This window comes from Pseudoalteromonas sp. APC 3893 (assembly GCF_030408095.1).
GTDB lineage: Bacteria > Pseudomonadota > Gammaproteobacteria > Enterobacterales > Alteromonadaceae > Pseudoalteromonas.
In genome coordinates this window covers 67,768-91,662 of the sequence record NZ_JASDCD010000012.1, presented here as the reverse complement: position 1 = coordinate 91,662, position 23,895 = coordinate 67,768, and the positions used below count along the sequence as shown (strand labels likewise).

The 23,895-nt window shown below is 39.8% G+C and carries 25 protein-coding genes and 1 pseudogene; 19 read left to right on the top strand and 7 right to left on the bottom strand.

Translation table 11 applies throughout. The features are described 5' to 3' along the window. Window positions 1–112: 112 nt before the first annotated feature. A complete protein-coding gene (katG, locus tag QMA12_RS14155; protein WP_290210394.1) occupies window positions 113–2,290 on the bottom strand; it encodes a catalase/peroxidase HPI in 2,178 nt (725 codons plus the stop codon). A 298-nt stretch (window positions 2,291–2,588) separates the two neighbouring features. Here katG and QMA12_RS14150 point away from each other — a divergent pair, with 298 nt between their 5' ends. From QMA12_RS14150 to QMA12_RS14140, 3 genes are all read left to right on the top strand, one after another. Next, on the top strand, window positions 2,589–3,209 hold the full coding sequence (locus QMA12_RS14150; RefSeq protein WP_087534091.1) for a MarC family protein: 621 nt from the start codon (window positions 2,589–2,591) through the stop codon (window positions 3,207–3,209). Between the two features lie 64 nt (window positions 3,210–3,273). Continuing rightward, entirely contained in the window at window positions 3,274–3,951 is a 678-nt protein-coding gene (locus QMA12_RS14145; protein ID WP_290210393.1) for a YoaK family protein, read from the top strand. A 1-nt stretch (window position 3,952) separates the two neighbouring features. After that, window positions 3,953–4,825 (top strand): alpha/beta hydrolase-fold protein, encoded by an 873-nt coding sequence (locus tag QMA12_RS14140; protein ID WP_290210392.1) that lies wholly within the window; start codon window positions 3,953–3,955, stop codon window positions 4,823–4,825. A 250-nt stretch (window positions 4,826–5,075) separates the two neighbouring features. On the opposite strand, the gene QMA12_RS14135 is transcribed toward QMA12_RS14140, so the two are convergent. Both QMA12_RS14135 and QMA12_RS14130 read right to left on the bottom strand, forming a co-directional pair. Continuing rightward, window positions 5,076–5,525: a GyrI-like domain-containing protein gene (locus QMA12_RS14135; RefSeq protein ID WP_087534088.1), complete on the bottom strand. Its 450-nt coding sequence runs from the start codon at window positions 5,523–5,525 to the stop codon at window positions 5,076–5,078. A 58-nt stretch (window positions 5,526–5,583) separates the two neighbouring features. Then, window positions 5,584–6,468 carry a LysR family transcriptional regulator gene (locus QMA12_RS14130; RefSeq protein ID WP_087534087.1) on the bottom strand — a complete coding sequence of 295 codons (885 nt, stop codon included), beginning with the start codon at window positions 6,466–6,468 and terminating at the stop codon, window positions 5,584–5,586. A gap of 103 nt (window positions 6,469–6,571) precedes the next feature. On the opposite strand from QMA12_RS14130, the gene QMA12_RS14125 reads away from it, so the two are divergent. From QMA12_RS14125 to QMA12_RS14110, 4 genes are all read left to right on the top strand, one after another. Then, the gene (locus QMA12_RS14125; protein WP_087534086.1) at window positions 6,572–7,072 is read left to right on the top strand and encodes a lactoylglutathione lyase family protein; all 501 of its coding nucleotides are present in this window, start codon (window positions 6,572–6,574) and stop codon (window positions 7,070–7,072) included. A gap of 177 nt (window positions 7,073–7,249) precedes the next feature. Continuing rightward, the gene (locus tag QMA12_RS14120) at window positions 7,250–7,594 is read left to right on the top strand and encodes a hypothetical protein (RefSeq protein ID WP_087534085.1); all 345 of its coding nucleotides are present in this window, start codon (window positions 7,250–7,252) and stop codon (window positions 7,592–7,594) included. Further along, complete coding sequence (locus QMA12_RS14115; protein WP_290210391.1) at window positions 7,591–9,201, top strand: PepSY-associated TM helix domain-containing protein; 1,611 nt, start codon at window positions 7,591–7,593, stop codon at window positions 9,199–9,201. The genes QMA12_RS14120 and QMA12_RS14115 overlap by 4 nt, the downstream gene beginning before the upstream one ends. After that, complete coding sequence (locus tag QMA12_RS14110; protein WP_087534083.1) at window positions 9,198–9,533, top strand: DUF3325 domain-containing protein; 336 nt, start codon at window positions 9,198–9,200, stop codon at window positions 9,531–9,533. The genes QMA12_RS14115 and QMA12_RS14110 overlap by 4 nt, the downstream gene beginning before the upstream one ends. Window positions 9,534–9,773: 240 nt before the next feature. Here QMA12_RS14110 and QMA12_RS14105 read toward each other — a convergent pair whose 3' ends face one another. Continuing rightward, a complete protein-coding gene (locus tag QMA12_RS14105; protein WP_087534089.1) occupies window positions 9,774–10,301 on the bottom strand; it encodes a lipocalin family protein in 528 nt (175 codons plus the stop codon). Window positions 10,302–10,430: 129 nt separating this feature from the next. Here QMA12_RS14105 and QMA12_RS14100 point away from each other — a divergent pair, with 129 nt between their 5' ends. The 8 genes from QMA12_RS14100 (at window position 10,431) to QMA12_RS14065 (ending at window position 16,524) form a co-directional block, all read left to right on the top strand. After that, entirely contained in the window at window positions 10,431–10,880 is a 450-nt protein-coding gene (locus QMA12_RS14100) for a YaiI/YqxD family protein (protein WP_087534082.1), read from the top strand. Beyond that, on the top strand, window positions 10,877–11,416 hold the full coding sequence (locus QMA12_RS14095) for a hypothetical protein (protein WP_290210390.1): 540 nt from the start codon (window positions 10,877–10,879) through the stop codon (window positions 11,414–11,416). The genes QMA12_RS14100 and QMA12_RS14095 overlap by 4 nt, the downstream gene beginning before the upstream one ends. Window positions 11,417–11,450: 34 nt before the next feature. Continuing rightward, window positions 11,451–11,813, top strand: a complete 363-nt coding sequence (locus QMA12_RS14090; protein WP_290210389.1) for a response regulator — start codon at window positions 11,451–11,453, stop codon at window positions 11,811–11,813. A 379-nt stretch (window positions 11,814–12,192) separates the two neighbouring features. Further along, window positions 12,193–12,813, top strand: coding sequence for a fused MFS/spermidine synthase (locus tag QMA12_RS14085; protein ID WP_087533605.1), 621 nt, complete (start codon window positions 12,193–12,195; stop codon window positions 12,811–12,813). Continuing rightward, on the top strand, window positions 12,806–13,699 hold the full coding sequence (locus tag QMA12_RS14080; RefSeq protein ID WP_087533604.1) for a fused MFS/spermidine synthase: 894 nt from the start codon (window positions 12,806–12,808) through the stop codon (window positions 13,697–13,699). Before QMA12_RS14085 ends, QMA12_RS14080 begins: the two co-directional genes overlap by 8 nt. 238 nt (window positions 13,700–13,937) lie before the next feature. Further along, window positions 13,938–14,414 carry a MarR family transcriptional regulator gene (locus QMA12_RS14075; protein WP_087533603.1) on the top strand — a complete coding sequence of 159 codons (477 nt, stop codon included), beginning with the start codon at window positions 13,938–13,940 and terminating at the stop codon, window positions 14,412–14,414. Window positions 14,415–14,417: 3 nt separating this feature from the next. Then, window positions 14,418–15,479 carry an HlyD family secretion protein gene (locus QMA12_RS14070; RefSeq protein WP_290210388.1) on the top strand — a complete coding sequence of 354 codons (1,062 nt, stop codon included), beginning with the start codon at window positions 14,418–14,420 and terminating at the stop codon, window positions 15,477–15,479. Between the two features lie 10 nt (window positions 15,480–15,489). Then, complete coding sequence (locus QMA12_RS14065; RefSeq protein ID WP_290210387.1) at window positions 15,490–16,524, top strand: DUF2955 domain-containing protein; 1,035 nt, start codon at window positions 15,490–15,492, stop codon at window positions 16,522–16,524. A 77-nt stretch (window positions 16,525–16,601) separates the two neighbouring features. On the opposite strand, the gene QMA12_RS14060 is transcribed toward QMA12_RS14065, so the two are convergent. Beyond that, entirely contained in the window at window positions 16,602–18,068 is a 1,467-nt protein-coding gene (locus tag QMA12_RS14060) for a glycoside hydrolase family 19 protein (protein ID WP_290210386.1), read from the bottom strand. 125 nt (window positions 18,069–18,193) lie between these two features. Beyond that, a pseudogene (locus tag QMA12_RS14055) lies at window positions 18,194–18,424 on the bottom strand (benzoate/H(+) symporter BenE family transporter); the annotation flags it as partial. Between the two features lie 249 nt (window positions 18,425–18,673). Here QMA12_RS14055 and QMA12_RS14050 point away from each other — a divergent pair. Genes QMA12_RS14050 through QMA12_RS14035 form a run of 4 tightly spaced genes read left to right on the top strand, consistent with a single transcriptional unit; the run spans window position 18,674 to window position 22,606 of the window. Then, window positions 18,674–19,999 (top strand): DUF5666 domain-containing protein, encoded by a 1,326-nt coding sequence (locus QMA12_RS14050; RefSeq protein WP_290210385.1) that lies wholly within the window; start codon window positions 18,674–18,676, stop codon window positions 19,997–19,999. Between the two features lie 51 nt (window positions 20,000–20,050). After that, window positions 20,051–20,587 (top strand): hypothetical protein, encoded by a 537-nt coding sequence (locus QMA12_RS14045; RefSeq protein WP_176372564.1) that lies wholly within the window; start codon window positions 20,051–20,053, stop codon window positions 20,585–20,587. Continuing rightward, window positions 20,587–21,279 (top strand): response regulator transcription factor, encoded by a 693-nt coding sequence (locus QMA12_RS14040; protein WP_087533597.1) that lies wholly within the window; start codon window positions 20,587–20,589, stop codon window positions 21,277–21,279. The genes QMA12_RS14045 and QMA12_RS14040 overlap by 1 nt, the downstream gene beginning before the upstream one ends. Then, complete coding sequence (locus tag QMA12_RS14035) at window positions 21,269–22,606, top strand: ATP-binding protein (protein ID WP_087533596.1); 1,338 nt, start codon at window positions 21,269–21,271, stop codon at window positions 22,604–22,606. Before QMA12_RS14040 ends, QMA12_RS14035 begins: the two co-directional genes overlap by 11 nt. Before the next feature lie 7 nt (window positions 22,607–22,613). Here QMA12_RS14035 and QMA12_RS14030 read toward each other — a convergent pair whose 3' ends face one another. Further along, window positions 22,614–23,807, bottom strand: a complete 1,194-nt coding sequence (locus tag QMA12_RS14030; RefSeq protein ID WP_087533595.1) for an ectonucleotide pyrophosphatase/phosphodiesterase — start codon at window positions 23,805–23,807, stop codon at window positions 22,614–22,616. Window positions 23,808–23,895 lie beyond the last annotated feature (88 nt).

Sequence of the window (23,895 nt, the reverse complement as noted above, 5' to 3'; positions counted from 1 at the left end):
TTATCGGGATTATGTAATGGGGGTTTACAGTTTTCGGTATATGTTGTTATAAATAAAAAAGCGCGAGAGTGTTAACTCTCGCACAGTTCTTAAAACTAGCTTAGTGCTTTAATTAAATATCAAAGCGGTCAGCGTTCATTACTTTAACCCACGCTTGAACAAAGTCTTTTACAAAGCGCTCTTTGTTATCGTCTTGGGCGTAAAACTCGGCAAGCGCTCGTAAAATAGAGTTTGAACCAAACACTAAGTCAATGCGGCTTGCTGTCCACTTAGTGTTACCTGAGCTACGATCTACAATGTTAAAAGTAGTTTTGCTTGCAGGCTCCCAGCGATTATCCATGTCGGTGAGATTTACAAAAAAGTCATTGCTTAATGTACCCACATTATCTGTGAATACACCGTGCTGAGTGCCACCGTAGTTAGTGCCAAGCATACGCATACCGCCAATAAGTACAGTCACTTCTGGTGCGGTTAAACCCATTAGTTGGCTGCGCTCTAGTAGTAGCTCCTCAGCTGATACAACATAGTCTTGTTTTTGCCAATTTCTAAAACCATCGTGAATTGGTTCAAGCACATCGAACGACTCTGCATCGGTTATTTCGTCTGTTGCATCACCACGGCCAGGGGCAAATGGTACGGTAATATCAACGCCCGCTGCTTTTGCCGCTTGTTCAACGGCGGCAGTACCACCGAGTACGATTAAATCTGCTAAACTAACTGGTTTGCTTAAGCCTGCTTGCACTGTTTCAAGTGCGCTTAATACTTTTGCCAAGCGCTCAGGCTCATTACCTTGCCAATCTTTTTGTGGGGCTAGGCGAATGCGTGCGCCATTGGCGCCACCACGATGATCTGAACCACGATAAGTACGTGCGCTGTCCCATGCGGTGCTGATCAAGTCACTGGCACTGATACCACAATTCAAAAGTTTAGATTTTAGTTCACTCACTTCGCTATCAGATAAAGTGTAATCGACACTTGGGATCGGATCTTGCCAAATAAGATCTTCGCTTGGCACATCAGCACCAAGGTAGCGTGATTTAGGGCCTAAGTCACGATGGGTTAGTTTAAACCACGCTCGTGCAAATACGTCGCTAAAATACTCAAAATCATCGTTAAAGCGCTCAATGATTTTGCGATAAGCCGGATCCATTTTCATTGCCATATCGGCATCAGTCATAATTGGATTTAAGCGAATTGATGGGTCTTCAACATCAACAGGTCTATCTTCTTCTTTAATATTTACAGGTTCCCATTGCCATGCTCCAGCAGGGCTTTTGGTGAGCTCCCAATCATAGTTTAATAGCAAGTAACAAAAGCCATTATCCCACTTAGTTGGATGTGTAGTCCACGCACCTTCGATACCTGAAGTCATGGTATCGCGGCCAATACCGCGTGAGTTATGATTGTTCCAGCCAAGACCTTGTTCAAATACATCGGCGGCTTCTGGCTCTGGGCCCACATTTTCTTCACTGCCGTTACCATGAGTTTTACCTACGGTATGACCGCCGACCGTGAGCGCTGCGGTTTCTTCGTCATCCATTGCCATGCGGGCAAAGGTTTCGCGAACTTGCTGTGCTGTTTTAAGTGGATCGGGTTGACCGTTTACACCCTCAGGGTTTACGTAAATTAAGCCCATTTGCACGGCCGCTAATGGGTTTTCCATAGAGTCTGGTTTTGCTACGTTGTCATAACGTTCATCACTCGGGGCAAGCCATTCTTTTTCAGCGCCCCAATAAACGTCTTTTTCAGGGTGCCAAATATCTTCGCGACCACCGGCAAAACCAAAGGTTTTTAAGCCCATTGATTCATAGGCCATGTTACCGGCTAAAATAATTAAATCAGCCCAGGATAATTTATTACCGTATTTTTTCTTGATAGGCCATAGTAAGCGGCGGGCTTTATCAAGATTGGCGTTATCAGGCCATGAGTTTAATGGCGCAAAACGCTGGTTTGCAGTGCCACCGCCGCCACGGCCATCAGCTAAACGATAAGATCCCGCTGAGTGCCACGCCATGCGGATCATTAAACCACCATAGTGGCCCCAATCAGCTGGCCACCATGCTTGGCTTTGAGTCATCAGGTTTTTTAAATCGTTTTTTACCGCTTCAAGGTCTAACTTTTTAAACTCTTCGGCATAATTAAAATCATCGTCGTATGGATTGGTCTTTGTGTCGTGTTGATGAAGAATGTCTAAATTTAACGCGTTTGGCCACCAATCAGTATTGGAATTAGACGCTTGTGTATTGCTACCGTGCATGATTGGGCATTTACCCGCACCTGAATTGCTCATTTTTAGCTCCTGTATCGGAATAAAAAACTCTACTTATTTAAACCATATCAAAAAAGCTTAGTTAGAAGTCTTAAACCTACTATCTAAGTTAATGTGTGATTAGCTTGTTTTAATAAAGTTTAGTTAATAGTTTCAATATAGAGTATAGATGGATAAAAACTAGCTTCAGAACAGGGTTTAAAGCGATTGAAGCCATCTATAAATTAGATGCTGTTGTTTATAAATCTTTAATATTAATCCAATTGTTTAAAGAAAAATGTTACTTTCTATACAGCTGTTAAAATAAGGTGGAAAATGCATGATTGACTTTATTGCTGTTTTTATTACTTTTTTTGCTGTTATTGACCCCATAGGCACGGTGCCTGTATTTGTTGCTGTGACCGAAAAATACGATGCGAAAACCAAGCGACGTATTGCACTTTTGGCGACATTAGCTTCGGCTGCAGTGCTAATCTTTTTTGTTGTTATTGGCGAAATAATCTTAAAAGCCTTATCTATTCCTTTACCTGCGTTTCAAATCTCAGGGGGAATTGTTTTATTTCTATTTGCATTGAGTATGATATTTGGTGATAGCAAACCCGAGGAGGAGCTCAAGCTGTTTGTTAAATCGGATAAACAAACCGCTATTTACCCTATTGCTGTTCCCTCAATTGCCAGTCCTGGCGCCATTTTAACCGCTGTATTGTTAACCGAAAACGCTATTTTTAGTATTTGGGAGCAATTGCAAACAGCATTAGTTATGTTGTTGGTTTTGACCGTGGTTTATGTATTAATGCTGCTTTCTGGCTATATCAGTAAAGTAATTGGCAGCAGTGGCGCCAGCGTGATTAGCCGTGTGATGGGGCTAATTTTGTCAGCGATTGCTACAACAAATATACTTACGGGGTTTACCGAATACTTTAAATTAGTTTCAATGTAGCTCAAGAAGAGAGTATCTACAGATTCTAAGTTATTTTATAAAAGACTACATTTTAAGGATTGTTGTGATTACAAAATTACCCCGTTGGGTGGAATATGGCTCTTTCATATTAGCGTTAGTTGCAGGTCTGGTTAATGCAATTGGCTTGTTAGGGTTTAAACACCAATCAGTCTCACATTTATCTGGAACTGCGACTTCATTGGGTACAGGGGTTATTAATGTAAGTTTCAGTGATGTGTCACAGCTTGCTTTTATTTTATTAAGCTTTGTTTGTGGCTCAATGATTTCAGGATTCTTTATCCGTAGTGGCTCGCTTAAACTAGGTCATAATTACAGTGGTCTATTAGCGTTTGAAGCATTATTGTTATTTGTTTCTGTTTATTTCCTCGCAAATAATTTGATATACGGACATTACTTGGCATCGGCTGCATGTGGTTTACAAAATGCTTTAGCGACAACCTTTAGTGGTGCCATTGTTAGAACAACCCATGTAACGGGGATTTTTACTGACTTAGGCATAATGATTGGCGCAAGATTACGTGGTGAGGCATTCGATAAAAGAAAAGCGCTGCTCTTTATATTGATAATTACAGGGTTTATTTTGGGCGGAACAGTAGGCGCGTATTTTTTTAATATGCTTGGATTTAATGCGTTATTTATCCCTGCGAGTATTTGTGTATTTTTAGCTTTATCTTATTCAATTTATAGTGCCAGGTTTAAACACTCAATAAACAAGGGCTAATGTGAAACGTTTTCTTTCGCTTTTATTATTGCTTATTAGTTTTAGCATAAGTGCAGAACACGCTTATCAAATTCCTCGAAGTTCAGTGCTTGAGGTGACTGATCACACTATAAAGCTTAAATACTCCTTATCTATTAAGTTACCGCGTAGTTACAGTAACAAGCCAAACCGCACCTATCCTGTTATTTACTTACTTGATGCACCTTATGCCTTTGAGCTAGCCTCAGGTGCTACACGCTTTCCCATGAACAGCGCTAAAATGGATGAAGCGATACTGGTGGGGATTGGTTATTCACATGGTTCAAAAGGTGCATCTAGCCGAATTAGAGATTACACGCCAAGCAAAGCAAAGGATTGGCGGCTAGAGACAGGTAAAGCCGCACAACATATTACTTTTATTGCTGATGTGGTGTTTGAGCATATCAACGCTAACTATCGAGTTAAGCCAAACCACCGTACTTTAGTCGGAAATTCATTGGGAGGTTTATTTGCCACTCATGTGCTTTTTACGCAGCCAGACTTATTTAGCAGCTATATTATTGGGAGTCCGTCGGTGTGGTTTGATGATGAGGCGATCTTATCTCAGCTAATTACTGCGCCAAAGCAACCAACTAAAGTATATATATCGGTTGGTAGTAAAGAAACGCAAGAGTTTGGCGAAGGTCAAAATATGGTTGCAGGAGCTAACAAGCTTGCGGCTAAAATACGTCAAAGAGACAGTAAGCATATTCAGTTGAAGATAAATATTATTGATGGGGCTAAACATAGTACGGCATTTCCAACAACGCTAATTCAAGGACTAGGGTCTGTTTATCTTTGCGGATTAAAATTTGTTCAAACTAGGGGCGGTTTAATCGCGGCGCGAGGTTTGTAACCTAGTGGGCTAAGTCAAAACCGAGCAACAAAGAGTAAATCGCCCCTAGGCAGAACCCGAAGGGCAGCGCCTGTTTGGTATTGATGCTGCGTTATCGCCTATTTATGGGGAATAACCACACCACATAGGCGCTGCCTTGCCTAAACACCAAACAGGCTGCTGCAAATTTAACCTTGAAAGGTAAACAGACCCTAGATTGGTTGTATGGAAAATAATTAAAGCAGCTAAGTACAGCTGCTTTGAATCGTTATTATCCTTTTATGGCGATCGCTATTTCGACCTCTGAGTCATTTTTATAATATTCAAAGTCGCTAGTATAGGTGCGTTGGTGTGCACAATCTTCACTACTAAAATATTGCCAAATTTCACCCCATAAGTCGATAACAGCATCAGGCATTTCGCCTTTCCCATTGAATACTAAATAACGGCTTTCTTTAGTGGCAACGTTTATTGAATCCGCTACTTTAATATTTTTATCATCACAACAGGCTATGACATCAAAGTCACCTGTCATATCCGTTTCATAATTTGTATAAACACCATAAACCTTTGTATCAGCGGTGAGTTTTGGACCATACTTTTGGCCAAATGTTTGCCATAAATTTGCTATTTTTGCCGTGTCGGTATTCATTTCATTAGCATTACATGTGCGCACTTTTAACCCTGTTAGGCTCATACTTTTAAGTTGCTTTATTTGCATACCGGCTATCCTTTTATGTGAGTTCACATATCAACTTAACAGAAATAACAGCAAAGGTTTAATTTATCGGTTTAGTATTTATGGTTTTAATAGCATCAATTACAGTGTGCATACGTTTAGCTAGTGGCCGATTTCGATGGTGGCACACGAAAATAGATTCGCTAATTGGGTTGGCAAGGTGGTGAACCTTAATGAGGTCCGATTTATTAAAAGCACCAACAGCATGAGCGGGTAAGACCGTGAAGCCAAAGCCGAGGCTAACAGGTTCTAAAATTAAGCTGATTTGGTTTGAAAACCCAGTACGCTTAATTTGACCAATATGTTCAAACTCTGGGTAGTTTTCGCTTAGCAATAGTTGGGCGTGGTGTTTTGCATCTGGGTGGCTAATAAATCCGAGGTCGCATAAAGCTTGCCAGGTCGGCGATTCGCAAGTGACTGGAGTTATTAACAAAAGTGCTTCTTGACCAATTTTGTGGCTGGTGACTTCGCTCAAAGTCGGGGCTTGGGTTAAAAAGCCTATATCTGCAATGTGGTTTGCAACAGCCTGCTCAACACTTTCATTTGGGGCGAAGCGATAATCTATCGTTAAATCTTTGTGCTTAGCTTGCAAACTAAGTAACTGAGCATAAAATTTCAATCCACAACTGCCAGGAGACTGGACCTTAACATCGCCACTGTAAGGGGAGTCGTTATGCAACTCGCGCTCTAAAAATTGCCACTCTTTAAGTAGCTGGCTACCTTTTTTATACAGACTTTGTCCTTGAGCGGTCAAGCTGAATTGTTTACCGTGACGCTCTAGCAGTTCGCAGTCAAGTTGTTGCTCAAGCTTTTTAATATGTTGGCTCACACCTGACTGAGTCATATATAAGCGCTCGCTAGTACGCGTAAAGTGATTTACTTCAACAAGTGTGCAAAAAGTGTGTAGCCAAACAGGATTTATCATTACATTTTGTACTTATAATTATGTTAAATGATAATTTTACTTAATGACTGGGTGTTCGTAAAGTGGCCTTTCTGGTATTTTACATGCAATAGGAGCACAACTTATGAGTAATGTTTATCCACGTAATTTTTCACATATTGGTATTTCGGTACCAGATCTTGAAAAAGCCGTAGAGTTTTACACCCAAGTTTTAGGTTGGTATTTAATAATGAAACCAACTGAAATAGTGGAAGATGATAGCGCAATAGGTGAAATGTGCACGGACGTATTCGGTGCGAACTGGGAAAAATTCCGCATCGCGCATCTATCAACAGGTGATCGTATTGGTGTGGAATTATTTGAATTTAAAAACCAAGAAAACCCAGAAGATAACTTTGAATATTGGAAAACGGGTATCTTTCATTTTTGTGTACAAGATCCTAATGTTGAAGAATTGGCCGACCGTATAGTTGCAGCTGGCGGTAAGAAGCGCATGGCTGAGCCTCGCTATTATTACCCGGGTGAAAAGCCATATCGTATGATTTATATGGAAGACCCATTTGGGAATATCTTAGAAATCTATAGCCATAGTTATGAACTTATATACAGCGAAGGTGCCTATTAAGCTAAGTTTGCTTGTAGCCTCATATTCAGATCATTATTTTACTAGGTAAAATTTTGATCTGAGAGTTCATACGCAATTATTTTTATTGTCTCAAATACGAATCACTATCTTTTCTGAACCCAAAATATATAATACCCTTTTTATTCGTTTCCCATTATGGATTTTAAGGGATTATTTATGCATGCCCAATCACAAAAAAACAGCCAGTCATTCATATTGATGGATAAAATTAAACAATATTATCAATCATATGCATATCAGCTTTCAGTTATTTCTCGGTTTTTTGCGGCCATTGTAGGTGGCTACGTATTTACCAGTGTGTTTACTGCTTTATTGAGTCTGATTTTACCGCTTAAAAAATCAGATGCAGTACTTTTGAGTATCAGTCTGACTATTTTTGTCTATAGCTGTGTATTTATTTGGGTCTTTGCTGTTAAGTCATTAAAAACCATTTGGATCACTATTTTACTAACATCATCAGCATGCGGGTTAAGCATTGCCTTATTAAAGGGTTGGTTATGAAAGAGAGTTTTTTTCGCTCCATGACATGGATGCATACTTGGGTTGGTTTACTGGTGTGCTGGTTACTGTATTTAATCTTTTTTGCTGGCACGATTAGTTTTTTTCGTGATGAGGTTACTTTATGGAATCAACCTGCACTTCACAATGCACAAGCGCCACAGGAACGTATATCACTACAACGACAGCAAATTATCGCAGGTGTCGATTACTTAAAAACTGCCGCTCCAGAGTCTAATCGGTGGGGAATATATCTTCCTCAAGAACGTGAATCTCAATTAATTTATGCCTACGAAAAACCCCGTCCAGAAGGCAAGCGTTTTGGTGGTTGGCAAGAGCATTATATTAATCCAAAAACAGGGGAATCATTACAGCAACCCAGAGAAACCAAAGGTGGTAACTTCTTTTATCGGCTGCATTTTGACCTGCATTATATTGATGTACGCACGGCACGATGGATAGTCTGCTTTGCAAGTTTATTTATGTTGGTTGCGCTTATCTCGGGGGTTGTTATTCATAAGCGTATTTTTAAAGATATGTTTAGCTTTAGAAAAAACAAAGGCAGCCGAAGTTGGCTTGATAGTCACAATGTATCGTCAGTTTTAGCCTTACCTTTTCATATAATGATAACTTATACAGGGTTGATAACCTTAATATTTATGTTATTTCCTTATCCTGCTATGACTGCTTATGAAGATGGCATACGTGGTTTGTTTAACGATGTTACCCCGACTAACGTACGTACTAAATCAAGTGATGAGCCAGCCCCATTAACGGCAGTAGAGAGTGTTTTAGATCAAGTTTATACTAACTGGCCTAATGCAGATCTTACTCAGTTTGCTATTAAAGATCCAAATAAAACGTCGGCAACAATGACGGTTCGCGCCTCAACAGGTACACATGTTCGCGACCAAACCCCTACGCTGCTGTTTAATGGTGTTGATGGTAGCTTAATAGCCAAAAGTGTTGATGAGTTTAGTAGCACAGAAGTGTTTTATGATTCCCTTACAGCTTTACATACTGGCCGCTTAGCAAATCCCTTACTACGTTGGTTATATTTTTTATGCGGTGTCGCAGGCTGTGTCATGATAGCGACCGGTTGTATTATGTGGGCTAAACGAATTCGTGAGCGAATGAAAAAAGATCAGCGTCCATCATTTGGCTTAAAGCTGGTTGAAGGGTTAAACCTTGCAACCTTAATGGGCTTGCCGCTTGCGACAAGTGTATTCTTTCTTGCCAACCGATTGCTACCTATTAACATGATAGAGCGTGCTGATAAAGAAATACTGGCGTTCTTTGTTACTTGGTTAGCTGTTGCCTTATTCGCTTTATTTAAGCGGGCAAAACAGCAGTGGATTCTACTTGCTTGGGTTAATAGTATTGCGTGTATAAGTATTCCAATAGTAAATGCACTCACCACTAATGGAAACATCATCAGCTACTTACTGAATGGTCAATGGGCGCTGTTCAGCTTTGATTTAGTGTGCTTAATAAGTGCAGTGTTGTTTATCGTTCAGGTCAAAAAATTACGTACTCACCGCCAAGCCAGCGTATCAAATGTGCGTCCTAGCCGTGTTGCTAAAAACAAGCTAAGGGAGCAAAGTGCATGAGTGAACTATTACAATTTAGCTTATGTTTATTGGCATTTAATTGTTTTGCCTTAGCAAAATTCAATCATTATCGCGATGTTTTCAAAGTTAGACCAACACAAAAGCAGAGTAATCAGTTTGTAATTGCCGCTTGGATCAGTATTTTACTAAGCTTGGTGTTAAGCGTGGTTGAACATAAAGGATATGGTGGATTACTTTTTTGTGGTTACATGGCTTTAAGTGTCTTATTACTAATGATTTTTTATAGTTTTAAAGCCTCATGGGTAAAGTTTATGAGTGTTATAAATATTACTACAATTTTTCTCAGTGGGTTATATATCAGCGTTTTTTAGCATTAGTTAGTAAAAATCTGATCTGCCATAAATTAAACGATGCAGAGATAAAAAAGGCAAGCCAATGTGGCTTGCCGTTATATCCAAAATCTGGGTATAAATAGTGGGGATACTCATGTCAACATATAGAATAAAAGCTAGTTACTCTATGGCGTAAATATTAGCCTGTGATCGTGTCATAATTATTGCTTTGAGGTTACACTTTTAATACAAGCTGAGTCTTGTAAAGGGGCTTTACGGTTACTTATTTTGCTCAACCCAAATTAATGAATCAGTATCAAAACCTCGTTGTTTGGCTGCTTTTATAAAATCATCTTTACGCTCTTGGGAAATACTTGGTGTGCGCGATAAGAGCCAAAGATAGTCAGTGTTATAACCAGATACATAAGCATACTGGTAATACTGTTTATCCATTTTAAACACCACATATGAGCTGTAGAACGGACCAAAAAACGATACTTTTAAGTGGCCAATATCTGATTCATCAACAAATTTAGCTTTTCCCTGTGCTTCGCTCCACTGTTGTTCTTCGTCGTTAAAGCCTTTATTTAAAACTGTAACAGAGCCATCTTCGTTGAGTGAGTATTGCGCGGTTATATTATTTAAGCCACGTTCAAACGAGTGATCTAACCGAGCTATCTCGTACCATTTACCTTGATAACGCTCAAGCGAAAAGTTATCTACCGGTGTTATATTTTGCGGCAAGCCAGTACACGCTGCAAGCAGTAAAGTGCAGAACAAAATTAAACTCAGGGTGATAGATTTCATCATAAATTTATAAAGACCTTAATAGCAAAAAAAGTTATACGTAGGTTAGCTTTAAAAAGTTCACTTATTACTGGCTGTTAGTTTAGCTGTGCGATAGGATCAATTTTTTACTAACAAGTGCATAATTAAATGAAAATATGGGTCGATGCCGATGCGTGTCCAGTGGTTATTAAAGAAATATTATTTCGTGCTGCTGAGCGTACGCAAACTGAAACAATTTTAGTCGCAAATCATGCAATGCGAACTCCACCATCTAAGTATATTAGCCGTGTGCAAGTTTCGTCTGGTTTTGATGTCGCTGATGATGAAATAGTAAAGCGTGTTGCTGCCAATGATTTGGTGATCACAGGTGATATACCATTGGCATCTGAAGTTATCGATAATGGCGCACAAGCTCTTAATCCGCGTGGTGAGTTGTACACAGCTGAAAATATTCGGTCATTACTCAATGTGCGTGATTTTATGGACACTATGCGTTCAAGTGGTGTTGAAATGAATGGCGGGCCACCTCCTCTTAGCCAAAGCGACCGACAAAATTTTGCTAATAATTTAGACCGTATTTTGGCGCAAAATAAATGAATGCCTGCCAAAATATAGGCTTTGGCGATCATAACTTTCGCGTTGCAGTTTACATTGCCAAGCCCCCACCTATGCCAGAATATACACATATGAATGGCTTATACCCGCTAATAAATGAGCAGATTAATACCATAAATCAAGCGTGTGGTAATGGTTGGCGAAAAGTATTTAATGTATACGCAAAGGTGCTGTTTGCTTTGCCAAGTGAGTATTATTGTTTTGCTAAGCAAACACATACTTGGCAGCAATATCGCGATCAATTTTTACTGCAAAAATTTAGTCAGACCGCGCTGGTCTTTAGCCCTCCTAAGCTGAGTGCAGGTAATACCTTGCATATTATTGCTGGTCGCACCCATGCAAAAAACTTATTGAATCAAGGCTTATTAGCAGCAGAACTTGATTGGTTAGATGACGAATTTGCAATTGATAAAGCCAATAAGCTCATTGTGTGTCCGTACTTTGACTACCGCCAGCTAAGTAATATAAAGATAGCTAGGCTTAGCCAATTAGTAGCTAATTGTTTCGAGAGTAGCTAATCTTAGGTTATCTACTTTTTGATTAGTCAATTTAATGAAAATACTTGTAGTTGATGATATGCCATTAATGCGACATGTATTAATTAACATGCTTCGTAAATTAAACTTCCATGAGATTGTTGAGGCCACCGATGGTATTCAAGCTTTTAGATTAATGCAGCAACAGCACTTTGATTTAGTGATCACCGATTTACACATGCCAAAAATGGATGGTAAAGCGTTACTCACTCGTATTCGCGATAATGAGCAATTGAATGAAATCCCTGTCTTAATGGTCACTTGTGAAGATAATAAAAAATCAATTAAAGAAATTATAGCGGCTAAAGTTTCTGGCTTTATTGTAAAGCCATTTAATTTAAATACGTTAGAGAGCCAACTTAAAAAAATAGTGAAGTAAAGTGGCATAAGTAAAGTTGCCCATAAACTTAAAAAGGGTGGCCGCCCATCATCCACGTAATCTTGCTTTAGCAGATATCGCTGAATCAGTTCGAATTACAACCCTACCATCATGACTCTTAGTCCAATTTAATGCCCTTGCTAAATAAACTTAAGTTAATAGAGGTTATTAGTAGCGAGAAATACAGTTTATGTAACCATTTCTTCTTTTAAATAAATGAGACTTACTGTTGAGGTCGTCTCTTTATCTTTTTTTTTAAGACGGTATTTTGATGAAAAGTGTAAATTAGCCTAATTGATTGTTGCTAAAATTCAGTCTAGCTAAGCATCCCGCATCACGTTAAGATGGGTTAAATTTAAAACAATAAGAACTAGAATGAATGTTAAATAAAACCAATGCATTAATATACTTATTAGCCTTTAGCAGTGGCTTTTCAATAATGGGGATTGAACTTTTAGGTGGGCGTATATTGGCGCCTTATTTTGGTAGTAGTGTTCATATTTGGGGCAGTATTATTACCGTGTTTATGCTGAGCTTATCGTTTGGTTATTTACTCGGAGGCAAACTTTCAATAAAACAGCCCTCATTAACTAAATACGGCCTGATATTTTTAATCGCTAGTATTATGGTACTGCCCATAGCGCTGTTTGCAGAGCCCATAATGGAGTTCATTTTTGCTCATGTTGAAGATAGCCGCTATGGTTCATTACTTGCCTCTACTGCACTGTTTTTTGTTCCCACCATTATTTTAGGTATGATCTCGCCCTACTCTGTGCGTTTATTAGTAACCGACAGCGAACGCAGCGGCCAAGTGGCTGGCGGTTTATATTTTGTAAGCACCTTGGGCAGTGCTCTAGGCACTATAATCACCTCTTTTTATATGGTATTGGCGTTTGATGTAAATACGATCATTATAGGCTTTGCCAGCTTTATTGGTTGCTTAGGTCTACTCGCAATTGTGATTGATTCAATCGCTAAGAAGGAGCCCGTTTATGCGTAATTACTTTCACCTAATTACGGTTTTAGTTTTATTCGCAAGTGCGCCGACAATGGCTGATATTATTCATAAGGAACGTTCACTTTATCGCAATATTTTAGTTGAAGAAACTGGTGACTTACGGTGTTTAAAATTTGACGAAAAAACCCGTAAAAGCAGTCAAAGTTGCATGTACATCAGTAAACCGAAAGAGCTGGTTTTTAATTATACTAAGCTGACTTTTGCTAGCTTACTGATGATTGATAATCCGCAAAACGTGCTCATTATTGGCCTTGGGGGCGGTACTCTATCAAACGTAATACATGAGCTGTACCCTGAGGCCGCTATTGAAAATATTGAAATAGACCCTGCGGTAATCAAAGTTGCCAGAGATTATTTTGATTTTATTGAAACCGATAATGTCACAGCAAAAGTGCAAGACGGACGTATTTTTATAAAACGGGCGGCACTTAAAAAAGCACAATATGATTGGATTATTCTTGACGCGTTTAATGGTGATTACATCCCCGAGCACCTGTTAACGAAAGAGTTTTTCCAAGAGATAAAAAGTGTACTTGCGCCGGGTGGGATTGTGGCTGCAAATACCTTTTCATCTAGCAAACTATATCAGCACGAATCAGCAACTTACCATGCCGTTTTTGGTGACTTTATCAATGTTACAACTGAAAAAAACAGTAACCGTATCATTTTAGCTGGGTTTAAGAGCGCCCCTTCACAGCAAGCAATAACTAAGCGGGCTGAGCAGCTAAGCCCGTTATTATCTCCGTATAACATTGACATTAAAGCCATCAGTCAAGGTATGAAGTCTACTTATAACAATCAAGACTGGCCTAGCGACACCAAAGTATTAACCGATCAATACTCCCCTGCTAATTTACTTAATTTTTAATGATTTAACCTCGAAAGATTATAAGATCTAAAGCCGATGAAAGTCGGCTTATTTCATAGGTTGAATAAGCCTTTTCGTACCTGATGAACTTGCAGTTTATTACGTGACTACTATTTACTTTAAATATTTAGTAGTCATTTGACTAACGCCCCTCAAATAATACACAAAACACTGTGACATTTACTTAGCATGCTAAGTAATGTTAAACTAGTTAGCATGCTAACTAAGTGAGACCTGTATGACCTTACCCCTTCCCTTTCATGAGACTTTAGATTTATCTTTATGCGGCAATATGGGCCGCGTGCATCGCTTATGCCGTGAAGCTGTAACAGCAGCAGTCGAGCCTTTGGGATTAACGCAGTCTCGTTGGACTGCGATGATCCATCTAAACCATCTACCTGATGGTGCAACTCAACAGCAGTTAGCCCACAGCTTAGGGATTGAAATGCCCTCACTTACGCGAACAGTAAAGCAGCTTGAGCAACAACAGCTGATCACTCGACGTGTTGATATTGACGATAAACGAAGTCGAAAAATTTACTTCACTGAGCAAGGCCAACACTTACTCACTACACTTAAAGTACTCATCACTGATGTTAAGCAACAGTTATACGCAGGGCTTAGCACAGAGCAATTAGACACAATGGCTCATGGACTCTTACAAATGGAAGAAAACGCACGCCGTTGCTTTACACGTTTAAATGAAAAGGGGTAAGTGATGACGCCTGATCAAAAATTTGCCCGTTATGTCAAAATATCCTTAGTTGGATTTATTCTACTTTTCGCTTATTTTGTGATTGCAGATATGTATTTACCCGTGACTCCCCAAGCACGTGTTTTTCATCCTGTTGTACAAGTAACACCTCAAGTCAGCGGGCGAGTTAATAAAGTATTAGTTAATAATAATCAATTGGTAAACCGTGGCGAGGTACTGTTTTTAATTGAGCCGGCCCCTTTTAAATTAGCGGTTGAGCAAGCAGAGCTCACCTATGCGGATGCTCAACTGCAAAATCAACGCTTCGACAGTAATGTAAAAGCCATTGAAGCTCAACTAGCAGCTGCGAATGCGCATCTGCATGAGCAGAAATTGTTGTTTGACCGCAGTGAATCATTACTTAAAAAGCGCTCTATATCTGAACAAGAATATGAAACTATTAGTGCTAATTTTCAATCAAGCAGAGCAAATGTTGCCGCAGTTGAGGCGCAGCTAACGGAGGCAAAGCTTGCTCGTGGCCAAGTTGGGAATGAAAATCTTGCATTACGTCATGCGCAAAATTTACTTGCTCAAGCCAAGCTAAACTTGTCTTATAGTCAAGTAAGTGCTGATGTGGATGGTAAAGTAGCTAATTTACAAGTTAGTAACGGTACCTATGCCAATAAAGGCCAGCCCATGCTCGCCATTGTGGCGAATAAAGCGGATTTAGTTGCTGACTTTAGAGAAAAATCATTAAGCCAATTCAGCCTAAAAAGCGCTGCAAAAGTAACGTTTGACGCTTTACCAGGTCAAGTGTTCGATGGTGTTATTAGTTCATTTGAAGCTGGGGTGAGCGATGGTCAGATCAACGCAAATGGCTTATTAAGCAGTACTGAAAGTAGTAATCGCTGGGTGAGAGATGCCCAGCGCCAGCGTATTCATATCGAGTTACAACAGCCGCAACTGCTTAGCCAATTACCCAGTGGTGCTCGGGCGACAGTTCAGCTTGTACCTGAGTCAACCATTGGTCAGTGGTGCGCCAGTGCGCAAATTCGGTTAATTAGTCTACTTCACTTTATTTATTAGGCAAGGCAGTATGACAGCACCTTCTCTGGATAAAAATGGCTTGAGGCAAGCGCTACGAATTGCTGGCGGCAGCGCGCTTGGATTTAGTTTATGTAAACTAATGAACTGGCCTAATGGCATTTTTTTTACCGTGTATCCGATGCTATTACTTGGTTTGGTGCCAATTTTAAACGGCCATATTATCCGCCAGTTTTTTGCTAGTGCGGCGTTTAGCGCATTTTTTGTATTAGTGGTGCAAGGGTTGTTTTCACACTTACCTGTGGTGATGACTCTACTAAGTTTTTTCGCTTTTGCTTTTTTGTTTTATCAAATGAGTCGTGGTGTTAACTTTTTGTTTGGTGCGCTGGGCGTGGTTGGTTTATCTATTCAGCTTCACTTCTCAAGTTATGTGGGTAATGGCACGAGTATTTATCCGCTTATTATAAGTAACGGTTTAGCCGTGTTAGTAACAGTTTTGACCGCGGTATTAATGCATTTTGTGTTTCCAGATGTCGCTCCACGTCAGGCCCAGGAGCGGCCAAGTAAAGCGATAGAGAGTGTGCGTCATGAAGTATTGCTGTGTTCAAGTGTTGCGACCTTATCGTTTGTGACTTTTCAAATATTTGATTTACAAGATTCAATTTCAGCGCAAGCAGCCTCGATTTTAATTTTGTTTCCGCTATGTTGGAAAGCTGCGGGTATGGCTGGCTGGCAACGAGCAATCGGCACGTTAATTGGCTGTAATTTGGCGTTGGTGTCGCAGTTGTTTTTATACAATTACACGGATATTTTATTGTTTCCTGCGTTAATACTATGGACTTTAACTCTTATATTTAGTCGTTATCATATTGTTGGCGGGGGGATCCCAGGTGTTGGTTTTGGCATTATTACCACCTTTGGGATTTTATTTGGTCAATCACTCGGCCCCGGACAAGACTTAGTTTACAGCGCTTTATATCGCTTTTCATCAGTGTCGGTGGCTATTTTAATAAGCTTATGTGCGGTGTATATTATGCACCATATTCTTAATCGTTTTAAGGTAACTCGCCATCATACGTTTGATTAACTCCTTTATAAGTAATAACGGCCTTAACCAACTCCTTATGCGCTAAGGCTGTTATTAAATTTTGATAGTAAAGCTACTTACTGGACCGTTGCGTCAAACTTATCTTCAACACATCGACTGTATGCGCCTTTGCTAAGTGCAAAGTAAGGTGTTTGATATGGCACAAGTTTACATTCAAAACTCTTACCATCAGGGCGGTATTGCTGCCAAGTCCAGTCTTCATCCCAGTGAATGTTTAGCGCCCCAGAGCCGTCGTTAGTAAAGCTGTCTTGGTTGCTACAATTAAGTACTTCGTTTGCTTCGATAGGTACGTTTAAATACGCAGCAAACTGCTCATAATAGGCAATACGATTAAGAGCTTGAGGCTTATCGTAGCCGTGGCCGCATTCTATACCGCCATTAATAATATTAATTGTTGCACCAAAGCCAGGGCTAATACCACGCGCTGTGTCTGTTTCATTAGGCACCCATGAACCATCTATGACCGACATCATGTCTGGTTTTGGTGGTTGCGGATAAACAAAAAAGAATACCGCAGAAGCTAAATTTAACCAGGTATCAGCCACGAGTTCAGGGTTGTTAAGTAATATACTAACATCACCGAACATAGCGTCTGAAAATGGCCCATAGTTGTAGTTGTACGACAGCTGCTTAGCTCCTCGGCCAAAGTACTTTAGGTATAAGCCTTGTTCATCGGTGCCACAAGGCCACGTTTGCCCTTGCCATGTTGAAGGTGCGCATGAGTTATTGTAACCACACCCTGCACTGGTTTCACTGCAACCTGCTTCACGAATAAAGTACAGGCCTTGACGCCATTGCGGGATGGCAGAATGCGGGTCGTGGCCGCCAGTTTCTTGAGTAAAGTGGGCAAACATAGTGGCGAGTGCTTTACGGCATACCGCCTCTGCTTTTTGCTCTGTTTCATAGTCATCACAGAATGCGGGGAATTTAGCCACGGCTTGTAAAAATTTACGGTAAGTATATTCCGGCGCGCGATCTGGAAATAAAAACTCAAAGCTTGCTTGGTCAATTATCGACTCTAAACGCTTTACATTGGCAGGGTTTGCAGCACGAAGTGGCGCGACAGCTTCGACGCTGGTGTTATCAAGCTTGCGAATGGTGTTTTTCACTTTGTTAAACAGTGGTGATGATGTTTTGTGTTGTTCAGTGTCAGCTATAATTGCAGCATCAATAAAATAGCCGCCGTTTGGGTTAATAGTGACGCCTGTTTCATACGGGTCGCCAGACGGTGGAGTGACAGGTGGTTCTACAGGCGGCTCTGTTGGCGGTTCAACGGGGGGCTCAACACTCGTATCACAGGGGGTTGAATCAAGTTGCGCAGCCCATGCTCCCCACTGAGAAGCGCCAGGCTCTTCACCTGGGTTTGCCCACCACTTTGCTTGATATAAAGTGTTTGCGTAGCAAACTTCACTTCCGCCAGTATATGATTTATCAACTTGCCAAACGTCAGCAGCATGGCTTTGCCAGGGTATGATAGACAGCGCTGTCATAGCGCTGAAGATAATCGATTTATTAAAATTCATCAGTGATCCTAAAATGAGGGGTTACGATACTTCATAATGAATTTCCATTATAGGCACATATAAACTTAACAATCAATTAACAAGGTGGGCGGCTTACATAAGCGTTTGTTGGTTAGATTTTGCATTTATTTACGGGGTATTAGCCACAAGGTTAAAGCGCCGGCTAAAATTCCCCAAAATGCAGAGCCAACAGAAAATAAGCTAAGATCAGACGCTGTAACTAAAAAAGTGATCATGGCGGCTTCTGTATAATAACTGTCAGATAATGCTTGTTGTAAACTTGAAGCAATCGTAGTGAATAGTGCAATACCTGCCAGTGCTAAAATGAGCGCCTGCGGTAAACTGGCCACTAAACCTGCGGTTATACGATTTATTAATTGATCAGGAAGTTGCATGAAAACCTTTTTATTCAATCGGTTATACGTCTAGTTATACATATTTATTTCACAATTACTAGCATCAATGAAATTGTTAGTGTTCACAGCGACCAGATCAATGTAAACATTAACAAAAATTAATGTTCTCTCCACCTTGCGGGCGTGCACTCTCAAGTAAAGTAATGCTCATACACAAGGTAGAACAATTAATTATGTTTGGAGCTAGATATGAAAAACCAGCACACACGTCATCTTATTAAGGTGCTTTCATTAAGCGCAATAACACTTGCATTATCAGCATGTGGCAGCAACAGTTCAGAAAATTCATCAATAATGCCTGAAACAACAACGCCAGAAACGGCCAAATTACCGAGTGTGTTAATCGGCGCAGTATCAGCTATATCAAGTTCCTCTATTACGGTTAACCAACGTGAACTACCTGCTGCGAGTGCAGAAATAGAAATTGATGGCGTGAATGGAAATTTAAGCCAACTACAAGTCGGTATGATTGTTGAAGCAGAGACTAACGGCGCTCAAGTAACGGAGATTGACTATGATCCTAATTTTAAAGGTCCTGTACTTATCGAAAATGGTATGGCTAGTATTGCCGGTGTGATACTTGAAGGGTTTGATAGTACTTTAGTCAATAATGGTGACCTCGTTGAAGTAAGCGGCTTTAATAGTGCATTTAATACCTTAACGGTAACTTATCAACAAGCTATTACTAACAGCTTAACAGAGCTTGAAGTTGAAGGTGTCATTACGCAATTAGATACTCAACTACGCACTTTTCAGTTAGGTAATATCACTATTAATTACCAACAAGCTGAAGTTGATGGTCTTATTAGTAATGGTCAATTTGTAGAAGTTGAAGGCATTATGCAAGCGCAGCAGTTAATAGCGAGTGAAGTTGACGCTGAACGCCAAAATGATTTTGATGATAATATCGACACAGAACTAAATGGTAAAATTACATTCATTAATAATAACTCAACGCTGATGACTATAAATGGACAATGGCAAGTAAGCTTAACTGAACAAACACGTTATGAAGATGGCACTGTTAATGATTTAGTTGTTGGTGCACTTGTAGAAGTTGAAGCTTTATATCAACAACAAAGTGATTTATTTATGGCTCAAGAAGTCGACTTTGAATCAGGTTCGAGTGATTCAACAACGATAAATAAGGAGTTTTCTGTTGCTGGAGTTGCAAGTTTCAATGAAGGTATCGTAACAATTAATAATTATCAATTTACACTCAGTAACCAAACAGTATTTGACGATGGCTTAACTCAAGCAACTATTAATGGTCAGTTTCTTGAATTAGAAGGAATTATCACCGATGATATTAATATTGTTAGTGAAGTTGAGTTAATGGATGCCAATGATTCACTTAGCTTAACTGGGTATGTAATTACACAAAGCGAACAATCTAGACTTTGGGGTTATGTTAGCGAAGACAATTCACTTAACGCTTATGCCGACCAATATGCAGAGGTAGAATGTGAATTAGTTAGTGGCAATCAAGTACGAGCTTGTCGTCTCGACGATTAACTGTAAAAAATTAAAATAGCAGCGTATCTTGCGCTGCTATTTTTGAGGTTTATGATGAAAAAAGTACTATTATTCAGTTTGTTATTTGTCTCATCGATAAGTAGTGCTAAAAGCTCTGCGATATATGAAAAATTGCACCATGCTAAATCAGCCAAACCAACGGCTATTTTAGAAAAAGTAGAAGATAAGTATAAGAGCGAAGCGGTCATTGTAGAGTTTGAACTTGAGTTTGAAAAAGGTAAAACGACCTACGAAGTCACGTTATATCAGGCTAACCGAAATCGCTTTATTGAATTATTGTTAGATAAAGATGGCGACTTAATTGAGTTAGAGTATGAAGCGCCAGAACTTGATGAGCAAGAAGAGATTGCCGCCGCAGATATTATGCAAAAAAAAGGCTATACCATGCAGTTATTAGTGGCAAAACTGAATGACTCAAACGAACACTACTTAATTGAAGCCCAGTTAGAGCAAGATATGGGGATTACTTATATGGTGGCCACATTTGTTAATGAGCGTGGACGTCATAAAAAAGCAATTGATTTAACCACAGGTAAAGATTTACCTTTACTAAGGTGGGGAAATTAATGAAGTTATTATTGGTTGAAGACGATAAGCAAAACCGTGACTTTTTATATAAAGCGTTTAGTGAACAAGGTTATACTGTTGATACTGCAGCTGATGGTCAACAAGGATTACTGTTAGCAACGTGCGAAGATCACGATATAATTGTATTAGACCGAATGTTACCCAAGCTAAATGGAATACAAGTGTTAGCCGCATTAAGAGCGACGGGTAAAACGACCCCTGTTTTGATTTTATCAGCCCTAGATAAAGTAGACGACCGTGTAACCGGTTTAAAAGCAGGCGGTGATGATTATTTAATTAAACCTTTTGCGTTTTCTGAGTTAGCAATCAGGGTCGAGAACCTTATTAAACGGCACACGGCGCAGCAGCCTCTTAGCACACAGTTAAGCCTAGCGAATTTACACTTAGACTATGCAAACCATAAAGCCGATGTTGACAATCAGACGCTAAGCTTACAACCAAAAGAGTTTAAATTATTGCGCTTTTTACTTGAACATCCTGACAAGTTAGTTACCCGTACATTATTATTTGAATCGGTTTGGGAGTACCATTTTGATCCGGGTACAAATGTCATTGATGTGCATATAGCTAGGCTTCGTAAAAAACTACAGGAATTGAATGCATTAGTTTGTATCGAAACTATTCGTGGTGTTGGTTACCGCCTTACCAAAGAGCAGATAAATGCCAATTAAAGACTCAGCTTGGCGTCAAATTGACCCACGTAGTAGCTCTGTGTGGCGGTTAACCTTAGGGTTTGCAGTGATAATGTCGGTCATGCTAGTGCTGACCGTAGTCTTAATTTATCAATTATTATTAGGCGAACAAAACCGTCAAGTTGAACGGCGCCTTACTGCAGAAAAATTACGTATAGAAGGCTTAGCGAATGAATTCTCTTCAAGTAGCTTTTATTCTCAATTAGACGTGTTCCGTAATGAAAGTGAATTGCTACTTTTTTGGCATAGTGACGGCGAACAAAGCCAGCAGTTAAGCTTTTTACCTGAAGATATTCCGGCTTTACCTAAAACCATTGTTTTTCCTGTATTAGATACGCAACGTGGACAAATTCGTTTATTAACGACTGGGATTGTCCATACTTCTCATGGTGATATTGTTTTAGCGACCGCGACTGAGAATTTACAGCAACTTATTATTGAATTTAAAACCGTTGCATTTTGGGCGTGCCTAATTAGTTTATTATTAACGGGTCTATTTGGTTATATATTTGCTAGAAGACACTTACGCAGAGTGCATTATTTTAATAGCACGGCAGAAAAAGTACAAAATGGTGATTTATCTGCTCGCATCAGTCACAAACAAAAAGGTGATGAATTTGACAAACTTGGTGCGCATATCAATACGATGCTCGATGCCGTCGAAGACAACTTTGCTTTAGTACAAGGGATTACCGATAACATTGCTCATGATTTAAAAACTCCGCTGACTCGCTTAAGATTAAACTTAGAGCAGCAAGCTGCCCACTTCCCAGAAATAGGTTTAGAAATAGAGCAACTTGATACTATTATCAATACGTTTGATGCAATGCTTAAACTAACTCGTTTAGAACATGGCAAGTTTCCGCTTAATTTACAGCGCATTGATTGTCAGTTATTGGCCGAAGACCTTATTGATATGTTACAGCCAAGTGCTGATTGTAATAAACAACAAATTAAACTTTATTCTACAGCCCCTTTGATTTTACAAGGCGACAAAAATTTATTATTTCAGGCACTTTTTAATTTACTTGATAACGCAATTAAATATGCAGGTATTGATGCCTGCATTTCAATTACCATTGATGCAAGCTCTTTGAGCATTAGCGATGATGGCTCAGGGGTTGAAAAAGCGCAACTAAGTCAACTCACGAAACGCTTTTATCGTGGCGACCCTGCGCGTCAGTATGAAGGATTTGGTTTAGGGCTTGCGACCGTTAAAGCTATTTGTGATAGGCACAATCTATTGCTCGATTTAACCAGCAATAGTGGTGGCTTTTGCGCCACCATCACGGACAACTCTGATTAAAACACACCTACTTAAGCGCTGGCCACAATGTACTACCATCGCCATCAATCTTGCTAAGAAGCTGAATCCCTAATATTTTTGTAATCATAGGGTAAATATCAAGGTTATTGACTTCGTTTAATGTTATACCTTCTTTAAACGCTGGCCCCATGGCAATAAAAGTCGCAGCCATATCATCTGTGTATGCAAATCCATGTGTGCCCAAATAATCCACTTTCCCTTGATTTGAAAACACCTTAGGTGCAGTTGTTTGTAAAATAATGTCGCCAGTACGACCATTATTTTGGTAATGATACTGCGCTCGCTGGCTATCAGTTAACACTGTGTAGCGACCTTTTGCGGCTTTGTTTAAGCGCTCTTTGTACGTGCTTATATCTGCTGCTGTGGTGTTCTCATTGGCATAAATTAGCACCCGCGGACCGGTGTTTTTAACCATAAATTTATCATCGCTGGGTAAGCTACTGATGGCAATGCTCTGCTCTGGTGCAACGGCGCTCATGCCATGATCAGAGACAATAACTAAGTTTACGCCTTGTTCCAGCTCATCAAGGCGCTGTTGTAGTTGGCCCATCAGTGCATCTACTTCATGAACCGCTTGTTTTGTTTGCTCAGCATCTGGCCCATATTTGTGGCCCATGCTATCCACCAATGAAAAGTAGCTAACCACTAAACGAGGCCGTTGCGCTTTAGGCAATGTTAACCACTGTACTATTTGATCAACGCGGTTTTGATAATCGCTATGTTTTGAATAATGGTAATAATAATCGGGTAGCATACCATTAAAGCGCGCATCTGATTCTGGCCAAAAATAGGTGGCTGACTTTAAGCCCTGCATTGAGGCCAGATTCCACAGTGGAATGCCGTTAAACCAAGTGCTGTCGTCTTTGCCTTTACCCATGCTATAGCATTCATTTCGTTCGCTGTCGCAAAAACGGTTATCTACAACACCATGGTTGATAGGCAGCAGCCCAGTAATTATTGATAAATGATTTGGGAAGGTTTTAGTTGGATACACTGGGCGCATTTTACGGCCTCGCACCCCCTGCTCCGCTATTTTAGCAATGTTTTTAGCATTATGTTTTTCGATGTAATCCCAACGAAAGCCATCAAGGGAAATGAGTACAACAGTTTGCTCATCACTGGCGTTTAAATCGAGGCTGGTTATAGCGATAAAAACAAAAATTAAGCTTAATAAACGCATTAGTATTCCTAGTTAAATTTATTTATACGATTGGTTATGGTGTCATATTCTTTACGGAATTTAGCAATCGTTTTTTTCAATTTGCTGA